Below are 14,409 nucleotides of genomic sequence, written 5' to 3' on the forward strand. Positions count from 1 at the left end.
GGTATCAGCGCAAATACCGCCGTCTCGTTGTTAGATGGGAACGTCAAAAAGTTTACTTCGACGCATTCATTGACCTTGCTACAATCCACATCTGGATTAACAAAATATTATTAGTGGGATAGGTTCATAGCTTAGAGCTTTTCTTAGTGCCATTCGGTTTAAATCCCTTAACCTTTTCCCTTTCCCCAGTCCTCACGAGCGCATTTTTGGGTTGGCAGACTACTAGATATGCCCTTGCACAGTCGCTAATGTTGAGTTACCTGTTTTGTCCTTAACCAAAAAGTATTGGATCAAATGTTCTGCGACAAGTGGCGTGAATATTAGAGTTTTGGAGTAATGCCCAGCTATCTTCGCAAAATCTCCTGCTCCTATCGTAAAAATATTGAAACTTGAGAAGATTAAGTTTACCTTAAATAATAAAATTATTGATATTTCCTGTTTGCAGATATTCTTAAAATTTTATTAAAAAATCGCGCTATTTTTGCTTCATATTATGCAAAAATTTTAATAGTAAATACTCCAAATAGTTTTAAGATAAATAACTGTTGTTGAAGAAATTTAAACTATTGCGTTTTTCGTTACAATATTCATCTAATCTTCAAATTGAGAGAATAGTCCCATGTCTTGGCTACTTTACAGTTTTGAAGTTGAGCGATGTTATATGTGGTGGAAGATTTAAGTATTAGGGAAAAGTTCAGTAATATGTAGGCTCAGGTAGCTTTATATCTAAACATTGCTTACTCAATAGTTACGATTGTCTGATTTACATGTATCTAAAGAAGTAAAATACGATCACTTTGGAATGATAATTTTTTGACACTAATTTCATCTAAATCCTAATTATTATTTTTTGTAAAAAACTGTAGTGTCACTATTATAAAAATCTTGATAAGAGGTAAGTTAAAAAAGACATTAATTGAACGCTACTGGTTGTAGTTCTAAAGCTGCAAGAATGACCAGCATGTAGTTCAAGGATTTAAAACACTTTTAACTGCTTGGTTAAACCCGAACCTCCCTACATTATTGTTAGCCCTAGAACCCAAGTTAACGCTAATAGGCATTTTACTAGTTCTTCCGGTAGGGTTGGTAGCGTCTACTGGTAGCAAGCAAACCCTTGTACCAAAAAGCTCAAAGGATTAGAGGAAACTTTAGACATACTGCGATTACCACTAACTGGGTTTGACTTAGCAGTGGTTTAAGCAAAAAACTACACCAACACAGAATGTCCAAGCGAGAAGGACGTGTCAGATGTTATCACAACAGCAATCAGAATGTTATTACCAGGAAATTTTACGCGACTCGTACTATTGCCACAAGCTAGAGCAGATTGCTCGTAAATACACCAGAGATACAAGCTTATCGTGGGAAGATGCTCTTCAGGCAGTTCATTTAAAAGTTTTCCAGACTATTCAAGCTGGAAAATTTCAGTCAAGGGAAGTGGAACAGTTTTATCACTGGGCTTTCACGGTAGCTAAGTGTGAAGTCATTGATTTTGTTCGCAAAGAAAAACTACGAAATTGTCAAAGTTTAGATTGCGCTATTCCTGACACAGATATATTTCTGCTAGATACGATTCCTGATGAATATAATGTCTTAGACGCAGCAGAGCGTGCAGATTTGATTATTCAAGCGGTAGAAGCAATTCACCAACTTGATCAAAAGTTCCCTCATCAAAAATATCTTAAACTATGGCAAGGGAAGATTAACGAAAAAACACAAACGCAAATTGCTAATGAACTAGGAGTTAGCCAGAGTGAAGTCTGTAAACGCTGGCAAGAACTTGTAGAACGAATTGCGGAGACGTTAGGATTACTTAAATTTGAAAACCTTAAGCAAAAACAGCGGGTAATTGGCAAGCAGAAAGCAACACATGAGTACTCAAGAAATCAATGGTAAATCAATGGCTGATATATTTGTTGCTGCTCAAATTTGTAAAGATTTAAATGAGCCGTCATAATTAGACGTGCTCGTTCGTTAACTAATATATAGATATAATCACACTTCAAATCCCCAACATTAAGATACCTTCGTTGGGTCTTACAAACTTATGCGTATAAATAGGAATAATACACAAAGTACTAACAGACCAATCCCACAGCCTGGAGAAATCTGGGAAGTGAGTCGTTTAGTGCAAAGTCCTCTAGAGTTCTCAAATGAAGAGCAGCAATCTTTATACCCCTCTTCAGTACAAAGATTTTTAGAAGGGAACTCACCACCGCGCTATGTAATGATTGTCAAAGAACCTGAACCATCAGTGGAAGCACAACAGTGGGCAATTGCCACTGTGATGTTGTTATCTGTCAAAACAAAGTTTCTCAACGATGTGGATTTACTGATTCCTTCAAAGATGTCTGAGGTTGGACAAAATTTGCTAGCTGAGACTTGGCATGTTGTTCCTGCATTAACTTGTAATTTACTACAACCAGTTGGAAAAAGGCTCTCACGCGAGATTTATGACCACTTGTTGGCAGTAGGAAATTATTACCATGGGTTAATTGAGGAATTACCAGTAGTGTCGGAAACTTATAGATTAGGATTGATAAGTGGGAACTTAAATGCTGCAAAAGACTCAGCAGTTCAAGCTTTCCATCAACAAGAGGAAGCTTGGAGTGATGTGTTGACAGTGCCAGTGGCAGCTTACCAAACTTACTTGGAAAGTATAAAATTTACGAATGCAGTATTAGACGAAGCATTGCATCTAGAACAAGAGTGAGCAGAAGTTTCTAGAGCAATACATGAATATTATTGAGTTGGTAACTGCAAAATATTTTGCTTCTTCTACCAATTTAATATGAAGCTGCATAGAATAGAGCTTCCAGGATAAAGTTATAAGAAGAGACAGAAATTACCTGCTCAAATGTAAGTTGGTCGAATATTTCTTGGATGCGCTCGCGTAAAGCTTGTAAAGAAGAGAAAAGTTGATTTTTGAGAGGCTTCTTGAGAGCTTGCCAAAGCCTTTCAATGGGATTGAGTTCAGGGGCTGAAGCTGGTTGAAACAGAGGAATAATAAATTCTTGCCAACGAATTGCGGAACTTGTATGAGCAGGTGCTTGATCAATCTGTAAAATAGCGTAATCACTACCTAATTGCACAGATAGCCAGTCCAAAAACTTTTGAAAACACTCGCTATCCAGTTTTGGATATTCATAAAGAAAATGATCTCCAGTCAATGGTTCAATTGCACCATAAATCCAAAAGTTATCTCTTGGCCATATCACCTTAACAGTCGGCTTGACTCCGGAAGCTGTAATCACTTTTCCTGTAAGAGTTTTCAGTCCAACCCTAGTTTCATCCTGACACAGGTAGCGAACACACTTGCCAGGTGCTAGACGTTCTTCTAGACAATTGAGTATGATACCGAGTTTTTTTTAAACTCAGAAACCAATTTTTCGTCTTGTTTATGGCTTTGAGGGCGAGGTACTTTCAATTTTGCACCCAATCGATATCGAACCAACGCATAAACAGTTGCATATTCAATATCTTGCCCATGTTCTTGTTTCAACCATTCAACTATTGCACCATAGCTGGCAAACCCTTTCCCTGTTTTTAACTACTCCTCGAGTGCTGCGATCGCAGTATCATCGATTTTCCGCTTTGCCCCTGGTGCTTTCTTGATTTCTAATAAGCCTGACAGCCCATCAGTTCTGTATTTCTGCAACCATCTCGTGACCGTTGAAGTATCTCGTGCCAAGCGTTTTCCGATTTCTTGCTGTTCCTTTACTTGTCCGCTTTTGATCCACCACAACATAATAAGTTTTTCTTTCTGGTTTCCCAAGTTGGCTGTTTGCAGACGTTTTTTTAGTTCTTCTTCGCTCTCTGCGATTTCAATCTCAAAAGGACGGCTCATGAATATTCAAATTTATCAAGTTTGCTTCCATCTATTATATGTAGCTTCATATTAAATTGGTATTCAGTACATATTATGCTGGTTTGTATTGAGAACAGCTAAGACTCTCTACAGGCATGACTTGCAAACAATATTGTCTGTAGATTTTACTGTGACTGCTCTGAAAGCTTTGAGTGAACAAGATTTTAAATTTAGCACCCTAATATTTTATGCAGTAAGTATTCGAGACCCAATATTTTTAGGCCTAAATATGAAGGAATGTAAATGAATATCCTGTACTTGGAGCTTGTGTATCTTGATGTGATTGCAAGAATGCAGATATGCTAGCGAGCTAGCGTAAGCTTTCCTTGCTTTGTCATTCAATAAATTCCAAAAAAAACCAAGTTTTTAGCTTACAAACAATATACTTAAGGACACAGAAGATTTATCCTGTAAATTTACAAATTTTTTTGCAAGTTTTGGAATAATTTGCCTTTAGTGATCGTTATAAAAAATATAAGCTATAAATCACAAGTTTACAGATAGGGGGTTCGGGCTTTCAAGGCTAATCTTTCTCACCGTCAAACTTACGTTAAAAACAGGGCAGCCAGGAGCACTAAATTTAATGGATAGGAGAACAATATGAAGATCGAAAGCGAGAATGAAATACTCCCATACCTGTTTGATACCATACCCCAGACTGTCTAATTAGTATTTTTAGTGAGGAAGAAAGCTGGGGAAGGCTGGGGAGGCTAGAGTGTAGGGGGTAGTCAGAAATTAAGAAAAATAGAATGGAAGTGCGAACATTAATAAACTTCTTGATCACTACACCCCACACCTCACACCCAAAAGCCTTATAGATAATAGGTTTGCCACGTACGTGGACTGGATGCGCTCACGATTCGGCCGCCGTTATCTTAGTGCCATTCCCCACAGATATCACGTTCCAAAAAATTCTCATCCATCCTACGAGGAGAAGACCGATGTCTGATACCGTCACTGGCGCCACGGTGAATCTCAGCCAGTTCATGGAGAGCGCAACCAATCAAGTTAACCTTGGAAAGCAGCAGAGACTACTGCTGGTAGAGCAAGCACTGCTGCTGCTCGAGCAGTGCTACGTCCACCGACCGCTGAAAGAGGCAATGCACGCGGTTCGGCCAGTACAACGACTCAGACTGCTTCAACACCGCTTGGAACATACGACGGACGATGGAGTGGAAGCCGACCTTCGCTTCCATAACGAGATGACGGACATCTTTGTGTCAGTTAGGGATCTCCATACCAACTACCTGCTTCCAACTCCATTCGCGAACCATACCGCCTACCTACCGTTCCTAGTGGAGGAGTATTATGAGAACGGACAGCGGCGATATATCGCTTCCAAGGTAACGCAAGAGGTGGCCGATCCCGGATTCCAACCCGGTGTGGAGATCCTCTACTGGAGCGGGATACCTATTGAGCGGGCAGTGGAGTTGAGTGGAGAGCGCCAAGCTGGGAGCAATCTGGATGCTCGCCACGTACGTGGACTGGATGCGCTCACGATTCGGCCGCTGCGAATCTCTTTACCACCCGATACCTATTGGGAGGTCATTCGGTACAAGGGGCTCAACGGACAGGAGCGAGAGCTTCGCCAGGAGTGGAAGGTGCGCAGCATTGGATCATCCGCCTTGGATATGGATGCAGTTTCGGCTACCTCAGCAGAGATATCTCTACAAGCGGTACTTGCTGTAGATTTGCAGGGCGAAGCTGTGCGCGAGATGAAGCAACTTCTCTTTGCCCCGGAGGTTCAAGCCAAGAAAGATGCTCTCACGGCGCGCACGGCCTTTGGTGGGAGTGAGAACTCGAGCAGCAGTCTTCCTCCAGGTGCTAAAGCGGCAATAGGACTAGATCTGCAAGCGGATGCTGTCCGGCAAACCAAACAGGTGCTGTTCGCTCCAGGCATAACCAAGCAGTCGGGTATCAAAATACCCGATCAGTCTAAGTTTGCGGCGGATCATGGACCGACAGTTGGAGACGGACTCGAAAGCTTGATGCCGGGTGTTCTGAATGCGCGGGTGCTGAACACCTCCAGCGGAACGTTCGGTTGCATCCGCATCTATACATTCTCAATCCCGAATGGCAACATTGGCGGGTTTCTTCAGGAATTCATTCGGCTTGTTCGCCAGTTGCCGCAGAACGGTCTCATCATCGATGTGCGTGGGAATGGAGGCGGCTATATTGGGGCTGGCGAGCGTCTTCTCCAGTTACTCACGCCAGCCAGTATTCAACCGGAGCCGACAATGTTTATCACTAGCCCACTTAACCTCCGGATATGTACGGAAGGTAATTTTCAGCTTGTCGGAAATCTATCGCAGTGGGTGGAGTCTTTAAGACAAGCGGTTACGACAGGCGCTACCTATTCCGCCAGCTTTCCACTCACCCCTGAAGAGTTATGCAACAACATCGGTCAGGTATATGTGGGATCTGTGGTACTCATTACAGATGCTCGCTGCTATAGCACCACGGATATCTTTTCGGCCGGATTCCAAGATCATCGTATCGGCACCATCCTGGGTGTAGATGGAAATACTGGTGCTGGCGGCGCAAACGTTTGGACTCACGATCTTCTCCAAGCGGCCGTTCCAGGCGTGTTCAAGCCTCTGCCTAACGGTGCCGGGATGCGGGTAGCTATCCGCGCGACGCTCCGCGTTGGGCCGAAGTCTGGCACTCTACTGGAAGACCTCGGTGTCAAGCCGGATGTGCAGTACCGAATGACGAAAAATGATCTCCTCAACAGCAACCAAGACCTGATCAATCATGCTGGCAAGATCCTTAAGGGTAAGCCATCCTATGAGTTGGAGTTGAAACAGAAGTCAAGCTCGAACAATGGCGTTACGGTTACCGCACGCACGCGCAACTTGGATCGGCTAGACTTTTTTATCGACGACCGTCCCAAGGAGTCGCGCGATGTGACGGACGGTGAGATCGAGTTCGTGGTAACTGCATCGACCTCCGGTTCCACCAATCTCCTTCTCCGTGGCTATAAGCAGGGAATGTATGTGGCATCCCAAAAGCTGCTACTCTGAGCCAAATTATGCTCCGTGCAGATAGAAATAACGTATTATGAATAGAAACACAATAGAAGCAATTTTCTTTGATATTGGTAACACTCTTGGAGCTCCAAGAGTCTCACCTACTGGCAAACTTCTTGCTCTCGTTGTTTATACGTATGTGCCAGACGTGCTTCGACAGTTGCATGACGATGGCAAGCGGCTTGGAGTTATCTCAAATATCGGTAACGACACAGCCGAAAACTTAGAAAGAATTTTAGAACAATCGGGAATTTTGGCTTTTTTCGAGCCTAATCTCCTCATCTATGGTTCGAAAGACTCTTCGGAAATATTTAGACTAGCTGCCACTCAAGCTGAACTGAGAGCGACTCCTGATCGGTGTTTGTTCGTTGGAGAAGACAGCAAAGAGCGAAGTTATGCAATAGAAGCTGGTTGGCGTGTAGCTCCGCATCCTCGTCTGGCATCGGCAATCTTAAGTGGACATCATTTGAGATATCTTGAAATAACTGTTCCACCCGAACAGAGTAATCAAGAATGGCAAAGCGTCCTGAGAGATTTACCCATTGTGCCTATACATATCACTAGTACCAGAGGCACTAAGGTTTACGCGATCGCATCGATGATTACCGCTTTAAGTCTTGACGATCTCGGCTTTGAAGTAAAACGGCTTGGGGATTTGGATTTACCTCTTCAAACGGAGATGTATTTAATGCGAGATGATCGCCAAATTCGCACCGGTTTTCTCGTTCCGGAAGGACAATCTGCTAGTTTTTTTAGCAACGAAGAAGAATCTACATGGGTACTGTCTTCTACTCAAGAGGGACTTTATGTTGCCTTGCCAGCAGGGAAATCGATTGATCAATATCACTTTGAAGAAGCCTATCATGGGCATAACCTAAAACTCATCTCTAATATGAGCTTGCTAGAGCCACTTAGAGTCGAAGTGACTAAGCAGCCTGCTGATTTGCTTTCTGAGCCAGGAACTGAGCTATCTCTGAGCACTCAAGACTTGGAAAAGTTTTCTTCTCTCACCTTGGAAACTATTCGCCGCTATTTGGCTCGATACAGCAGGATAGAGGCAATTGACCCTCAGAGGGACACTAAAATTAAGAGCCGTCATATTGACAGCGATGGTAATGCCGTAGCAACAAAGGCTCTCGTTCGCGATTTTGAGGACATTGGTGCTGGTGACTTTCAAGTTTACTTACACCAATTCGATCATCCTAGCCAGCCCTCAAAACTTTGCAATATTGTGGCTGAATGGCAAGGCGAGCGAGGGAATGATGAGGGAATCGTCATCGTCAGTGCTCACTTGGATTCAACAGCCAATAGAGAAGTAAACTACGATCCGGACACAGATCCAGCTCCCGGTGCCGATGATGATGGTAGCGGGATCGCTGGAGTCCTTGCCATTGCCCAGGCTTTTAAAGAGCTAAGTCAATCAAATAGACCGAAGAGAACAATTCGCTTTGTACTGTTCAACGCCGAAGAGCAAGGACTAATTGGGAGTCTGGAATATGCCAGAGACGAAGCTCAAGCAAGTTCTCCTATCGTTGCCGTTTATCAATTGGATATGATCGGATACCGAGGAGAGCACCATCATGTTCCCCGGCCATTTGAGATTCATGTCGGAAGTCGAGTATGTCCCGATGCCGAACGGAGATCTCTAAAACTAGCACAGCAAATTCAACAGTTAGTCAAACAAGTCTCTCCTAATTTGAAAACACCAGAGATTTACCAGACACCGGATGTGGGAGATACCCGGAGCGACCACGCTAGCTTTCAACAAGTGGGGTATGCAGCCTGTCTAGTTTCCGAAGATTTATTTCTGGGTCCACCCTTGCACCCAGTTTCAAAAATTAACAACCCAAATTACCATACAGCTCGCGATCTTCAGGTTGATTTTGAATATACTGCCGACATTGCTCGTTTAGTAGCAGCAGCAGCCTGGATGACGGCTAAACAGTAGATTACTTAAGGATTAAGAGATTTATCAAAAGTTGCTGAGTAATGGCAAAGCTAGAAATATTTTCTCTTTTCAAGACTAAAACAGGAGAATCAAAAATGAATAAGATTGACTTACGAGTTGCGGAGGATGTGCTTGAATCGTTAAATCAAGCACGAACTTTAGCTGCGGGAGCACCAGATGCCGCACAGTCTGCCACAGAGCTAAAAGAAGCGTTGCACTTTGCGGAGAACAACGATCTCATACTGCAACAAGAGAGCGAAGGTGCAAACGGCATGAAATACTTTCGTTACAGGCAAACCTACAATGGTATCCCAGTCTGGGGAGAAACTATCATAGTTACTGTTGATGCTGACGGTAATTATCGACCACTTCACGGCAATGCTTTGCAGAGCATCGCTTCCGACATCGAAAATACAATGCCTACTCTAGATATAGAGGTGGCAATTCAAAAAGCAAAGAACGCTTTGATGAATGAGAAAGGAATTGAAGGTAATTCTGTCGAGGTCGAAAAGGCAGAAATGGTGGTTTATCCGCGACACGACGGGCGAGCCAGGCTTTGCTTTGACGTATCGTTGTTTGCAGAACCAGTTGATGGCGAACCGACCAGACCGACATTTCTTATTGATGCGAACACGGGAAAGACTGTTTTTCATTTTGATCGAATAACGTCCCTCGTATCCACCACACACTCGTCGATGACACCGACGGCAAGTACCGAAACCGAGGAGCAAAGGTACGATTCGATAGCACTAGCGCCCACTCTAGGGACTGGACCCGGCGGTAATGAAAAAACGGGTCGATATGAATACAAATTGCACCCAGGTCTTGGCGATTTCCCCGCATTTCCCGTGACAGAGTCCAACGGTACCTACGTGATGGACAGTGAAAACGTCAACACGGTTGATCTAAACCACAGATTTACAGGTTCGACCCCCTATTCCTATAATCCGGGACCGGAAAACACATTTAAGCCAATCAACGGTGCCTTTTGCCCTCTCAACGACGCCCAGTTCTTCGGTAACGTTGTCTTCAATATGTATCGACAGTGGTTCAACACCGCACCACTCGCCTTTAAGCTGACGATGCGTGTTCACTATGGAGTGAACTATGGAAACGCCAATTGGAACGGTCGTGCAATGTCGTTTGGCGACGGAGACAACCGTTTCTATCCGTTAGTTAGTCTAGATGTCTCGGCACACGAGGTGAGCCACGGATTCACGCAACAAAACTCGGAACTGATTTATGTGGGAGAATCTGGAGGGATTAACGAAGCGTTTTCGGATATGGCTGGCGAAGGAGCCAAGTTCTTTTTGACAGGCCAGAACGATTTTAAGGTTGGAGCATCAATCTTTAAGAAGCCCGATGGTGCACTGAGATACATGGATGATCCTACCCGTGATGGGCTATCTATTGATAGCGTAAACGATTACTATGAAGGACTTGATGTCCACCACAGCAGTGGTGTATATAATAAAGCCTTTTCAGTGTTGGCGCGTCGACCTGGTTGGGACACTAAGAAAGCATTCGAGGTTTTTGTATATGCCAATAAGCATAAATGGACACCAAGTTCAGGATTTTTCAGTGGAGCAGTGGGCGTGAAGGATGCAGCGAATGACTTAGGGTACGATACTGACGACATAGTTGCCGCGTTCGCCGCCGTGGACATCAATATTTAAAACTGACGAAAAATTGAGGCTGTTGTTTTAACCGTTTAAAACAATTTCACCGAATAGCAACATGTTACGAGAAAAACGCTCAAAACTACCTTGCAATGCTGACTCTTGCTTCTATCCTTTTGTGGTTATGGTTTTAAAACACGCCCTAATCGCTGTGCTATTGAAATAAGGCTGAAACCTTTGATATTGCTTGAGAATTTTTAATTCACATAAGGCGTAGTGTAATCTAGGTAGCAAATTGGTTCAAGCAGTAAATTATCAAATTTAGGTGTGCGTTAGCTTACCCTTTACTGTCGCTCTGGGTGAAACCTTAACCCTGTTCTGTCACTTTGGGAAAAACCAGTGCCTGAAATCCTTCCGGAGCTTTACTTTTCAGTTTTTGGCTACAAATTTTAGTTTCTATTAGAAAAGAAAAGCTCAAAACTTGATTAGATAAAAGTTCCAGCATTTCGCTACGATTATTGTTTTCTGGAAGTGACAAAACAGGGTTAATTTTTCGTCGGACGAAACGTCGAAAATTCGTTAATTTTCTCAAGACTGAAAATTAGACTGGTGTGAGGTCCTAAAGGAACGTTTATAAAGGCAAGGCAAATATCCACAACCTCAGGGTGTCCGTATCATGCCAATAAGGCTAGTCTGTTGAGAATAAACTCCGAAATAATCTCATTAATCCTTACTACAAGTGTTGTGGATAATGCTGTGGCAATTGAAGTCTCTGAAATTTAAGGCATTAAAATCCTTGCTGTACCGTAGTTAAATTACTACACAAAATAATCTATTTCGTAAGTTGGTAAAATGTAGGTGGATGAAATGACTAAGCTACAAAAAGATAATCGGATTGAATGTTTAACACTGATTGTTAGTAGTGTTGTTTCTGTTATTGCTTTAATTCTTAGTCTTCACACGTTTACGAGACAAAATGAATTTAATAAACACCAGCTATTTATTACTTCGCTGTATCACTCTATACAACCTATAGCTAGTGGAAAAGAAGACCAAGTTCTCATGGCAATTTACACTCTTGTTAATAGTATAGAACCAAATGAAGATAGATTTCGTAAGATGTTTTCTACAGTATTTCCTGTAGAATCTGATAGGAACAGGAGCTATGTTTTAAAAATTGAAGATTTTTGCACAAGAAATAGTTATAAAGAATGTCTAATAGCACTAAAAGATGAAGCAAAAAAATATGAAGGTATATCAAATAAAAAACTTAATGAAAGCAACAAAAAAAAGATAGCAGATGCAAAAAAAAACGCAAGTATTCCTAATGCCAACATAGACGCACTAAGTGCTGAGCCTCCAAATCTAACAGAACAAGAAGAGAATCCTGGATTATCCACAGCAGTCGCCGTTCAAAGTATAACTACAGAAGCGAGCAAACAAGAAGGATGGATTTATATTGGCATGACTAAAAAAAATAATCCTAGCATTTTAGATACTACTGATCTATTAGTAACTGTAAGACCAGAAAAGTCTGAAATTGACGAAAAACAAACTAATATTCCTCAAAAAGGTGACATACTTATTGCAACTACAAACATTTTTTTAAGAGATGCAGCACCGCTTCCAGGCTCACTGCCTGGAAGCGGATATGGACAAATTATCGGTATTGTGAAAAAAGACCAAAAATTAGCCGTTTTAGATGAATTTGATAGAGACACAGGAACAAACCGCAAGTCTGTCTGGGCAAAAATTAAACTTGTCTAAGCAAAGAGTAGCGCAAAGAGTAGCTAAGCTAGTGAGCATTTAAGTTGCATAAAACCAGGGCTAAAGCCCCTGGCTGTCTAATCAGTATTTAAGAGCTTGAAACTCAAGCAGAGTAAGAAGTTCGGTATGTTGATTAACCAAAACTTGTATTAGATTTGTCCGAAATATTAACTTAGGAGTTATGTAAAAATAACTTGAACAATTAACTGACTGCTTTGGGTTTGATAATATAGTTCCACTCACCATGAAAAGAATTTCGTTCGATTGCAATAGTATCAAGCTCTTGGTCTGTAACCTTGATTCCCGTTTTGTAGAGATTTGGATCTAATCTAGCCTCAACTTCTAATCCTTGTGTGGTGGTAGTATTGCGAATTAGATTAATCACAACTTGCAAGCTGGTTAATGGTCTGCCTCGTCAGTTTTGGGTAATGTGACAAAACAAGCGATGCTCAATCTTATTCCATTTACTTGTGCCTGGAGGAAAATGGCACACATGAATAGTTTTACCAGTCTGGGTTGCTAATTCTTGTAGCTTCAATTTCCATAATCGTGAGCGATAACTATTGCTACCACCGCAATCAGCCGTAATCATTATATGCTCACTGCTGGGATAAACTTGTTTTCCCATTGAGTACCACCAATGACGAATAGACTCGACTGCAAACTCTGCGGTATCGTGGTCAATACCAACATTAGGTAGGCAAAGGGAAAATATCTGCCTCTACTGTGCTAATTTGTGTTAGGCGGTTATCGGACGGGGAGTCATACACCATAAGGACAGAGCGAGGAGCGTCACCATTTTGGGAAAACAGGGTCATGCCTTCTGCATGATCTTTACCCTTGTCTTTGCCATAACCAAAAGGAATATTTTGGGCTGAGTTTTTTTGCGACAAGTAAACTAAGCTCTCTCCACTCAACTCTACACCACCCTGCCACCGGAAGAGCATAACCGGGCCATCAAGCTCCATCGTCGGTCCTGCCAGAATCAACAGATCACGCTCTTGCACACAGAGATCGCGGATTCCTAAACCGTCAAGATGCAAGAAATGCTTTCGATAGGGTCGGTTGTCCGGTCCTATCTGATTCAATTCCAGAGTGAAGGGATCTTTTTTATCCTCTTTCAGCTCCACTTCCAGAATGACAGCCCAACCACGCAAAACCGGTCCGCGTAGCCCTATAAAGAGGCGTTTGCCTGCAATAGCCAAGCCCTCAATATCAAACCCATTGTCCTTACCGGGAACTGTAAGGAAGGAACGCAAGTGCTTGTCCTGCGCTAGCGCCTCAGTTAAATGGTTCCCTTCATCATTGCCCCCTAACTGAGCAGCAGTTAGCTTCTTATCACCTTGCTGAATTTCCTTCTCTAAAGAATACATTCCATCTTTTTTCACAACAGGGATGCGGGCAAGAAGAAAGCGGTTACCATCCTTACTCACTTTAGCCAAACGCTTTAAATTATTCTCAATCGAGTCTCCCTTCTTCGGTTTGCTACGCTTCAGGCTATGTGAACCCACCAGCCAGAGATAATCATCTTTGTAGTCGAGACCTTCTATATCCGCTTCTTCAATATCATTGGAATTAGATGGAAGCACTGGAAGCTGAAGGTATTCGTTTAACGGGAACTGCTTGTGATCGCTATACCTGTAAACATCATTGCTATCGTCTTTCCGGCGAGATAGCCGTTCCAAGCTAATCGTTTCATCATTGGCCACCCATAGCGTATCCCCAATTTGCACAACGGCTGACAGTCCTTGACGAAGCTCTTTGCTCTCGCCCAGATTGTTGAGTTCTCGATTGAACTCCAGGAGAACAGAACTCGTTCTATTCATGATTACATCTCCTTTCAATTTAGGTTATATTCCAAAAATGAGACAGGAAAAAGACAATATCAGTTCTTGAGTTCTCATATGACCGTTCTCAATGTCCAATTCCTACCCTTTTAAGTTCGTCATAATCACATTTTTCTCAAAAACACGTCGCTCTAAAAATCAACTTCTAAAATTCTACTTATCGTGTTTTTATAAAAAACGCCCAAGAATTTATGGCACTTTGCTCAATACCTTCGCCAAAACAAGAGTATGAAGAGAGAGGGCGCTCTGTAGTAGAGTTATTGTCTTCCCAAACGACAACTCAAAAACTACAATTCGCCCATGTTCGACATCCTATCACTCTTACAATGCC

General features: G+C 42.5%; 10 protein-coding genes and 2 pseudogenes. 7 read left to right on the forward strand and 5 right to left on the reverse strand.

Annotated elements, in window-relative coordinates; all coding sequences use genetic code 11:
- The first annotated feature begins 1,248 nt into the window (after positions 1–1,248).
- Complete coding sequence (locus H6G92_RS36250) at positions 1,249–1,896, forward strand: RNA polymerase sigma factor (RefSeq protein WP_190901399.1); 648 nt, start codon at positions 1,249–1,251, stop codon at positions 1,894–1,896.
- Between the two features lie 151 nt (positions 1,897–2,047).
- Complete coding sequence (locus H6G92_RS36255; RefSeq protein WP_190901400.1) at positions 2,048–2,713, forward strand: hypothetical protein; 666 nt, start codon at positions 2,048–2,050, stop codon at positions 2,711–2,713.
- 73 nt (positions 2,714–2,786) lie between these two features.
- Here the strand turns inward: H6G92_RS36255 and H6G92_RS36260 are convergent, their stop codons facing one another.
- The 3 genes from H6G92_RS36260 to H6G92_RS36270 are packed head-to-tail and all read right to left on the reverse strand — an operon-like array spanning position 2,787 to position 3,847.
- Positions 2,787–3,356: an IS630 family transposase gene (locus tag H6G92_RS36260; protein WP_190901413.1), complete on the reverse strand. Its 570-nt coding sequence runs from the start codon at positions 3,354–3,356 to the stop codon at positions 2,787–2,789.
- Complete coding sequence (locus tag H6G92_RS41270; RefSeq protein ID WP_449289987.1) at positions 3,338–3,514, reverse strand: winged helix-turn-helix domain-containing protein; 177 nt, start codon at positions 3,512–3,514, stop codon at positions 3,338–3,340. Before H6G92_RS41270 ends, H6G92_RS36260 begins: the two co-directional genes overlap by 19 nt.
- 36 nt (positions 3,515–3,550) lie before the next feature.
- Entirely contained in the window at positions 3,551–3,847 is a 297-nt protein-coding gene (locus H6G92_RS36270; RefSeq protein ID WP_190901402.1) for a helix-turn-helix domain-containing protein, read from the reverse strand.
- A 962-nt stretch (positions 3,848–4,809) separates the two neighbouring features.
- Between H6G92_RS36270 and H6G92_RS36275 the strand changes: the two genes are divergently transcribed.
- The 5 genes and pseudogenes from H6G92_RS36275 to H6G92_RS36295 all read left to right on the forward strand — a co-directional run bounded on the left by H6G92_RS36275 (position 4,810) and on the right by H6G92_RS36295 (position 12,231).
- Positions 4,810–6,891, forward strand: a complete 2,082-nt coding sequence (locus H6G92_RS36275; protein ID WP_190901404.1) for a S41 family peptidase — start codon at positions 4,810–4,812, stop codon at positions 6,889–6,891.
- A gap of 37 nt (positions 6,892–6,928) precedes the next feature.
- Positions 6,929–8,845 carry a M20/M25/M40 family metallo-hydrolase gene (locus tag H6G92_RS36280; RefSeq protein WP_190901406.1) on the forward strand — a complete coding sequence of 639 codons (1,917 nt, stop codon included), beginning with the start codon at positions 6,929–6,931 and terminating at the stop codon, positions 8,843–8,845.
- A 41-nt stretch (positions 8,846–8,886) separates the two neighbouring features.
- A complete protein-coding gene (locus H6G92_RS40670) occupies positions 8,887–10,521 on the forward strand; it encodes a M4 family metallopeptidase (RefSeq protein WP_277926929.1) in 1,635 nt (544 codons plus the stop codon).
- A gap of 29 nt (positions 10,522–10,550) precedes the next feature.
- Positions 10,551–10,658, forward strand: a pseudogene (locus tag H6G92_RS36290) (IS5-like element ISMra2 family transposase); the annotation flags it as partial.
- Between the two features lie 673 nt (positions 10,659–11,331).
- Positions 11,332–12,231: a hypothetical protein gene (locus tag H6G92_RS36295; RefSeq protein WP_190901408.1), complete on the forward strand. Its 900-nt coding sequence runs from the start codon at positions 11,332–11,334 to the stop codon at positions 12,229–12,231.
- Between the two features lie 202 nt (positions 12,232–12,433).
- Here the strand turns inward: H6G92_RS36295 and H6G92_RS36300 are convergent.
- Both H6G92_RS36300 and H6G92_RS36305 read right to left on the reverse strand, forming a co-directional pair.
- Positions 12,434–12,925, reverse strand: a pseudogene (locus tag H6G92_RS36300) (ISAzo13 family transposase); the annotation flags it as partial.
- Positions 12,924–14,057, reverse strand: coding sequence for a DUF3616 domain-containing protein (locus H6G92_RS36305; protein WP_190901411.1), 1,134 nt, complete (start codon positions 14,055–14,057; stop codon positions 12,924–12,926). The pseudogene H6G92_RS36300 and the gene H6G92_RS36305, both read right to left, overlap by 2 nt.
- Between the last annotated feature and the right edge of the window lie 352 nt (positions 14,058–14,409).

Origin of the sequence: Nostoc foliaceum FACHB-393, assembly GCF_014698505.1 — a bacterium.
In the GTDB taxonomy this organism is placed as follows: domain Bacteria; phylum Cyanobacteriota; class Cyanobacteriia; order Cyanobacteriales; family Nostocaceae; genus Nostoc; species Nostoc foliaceum_A.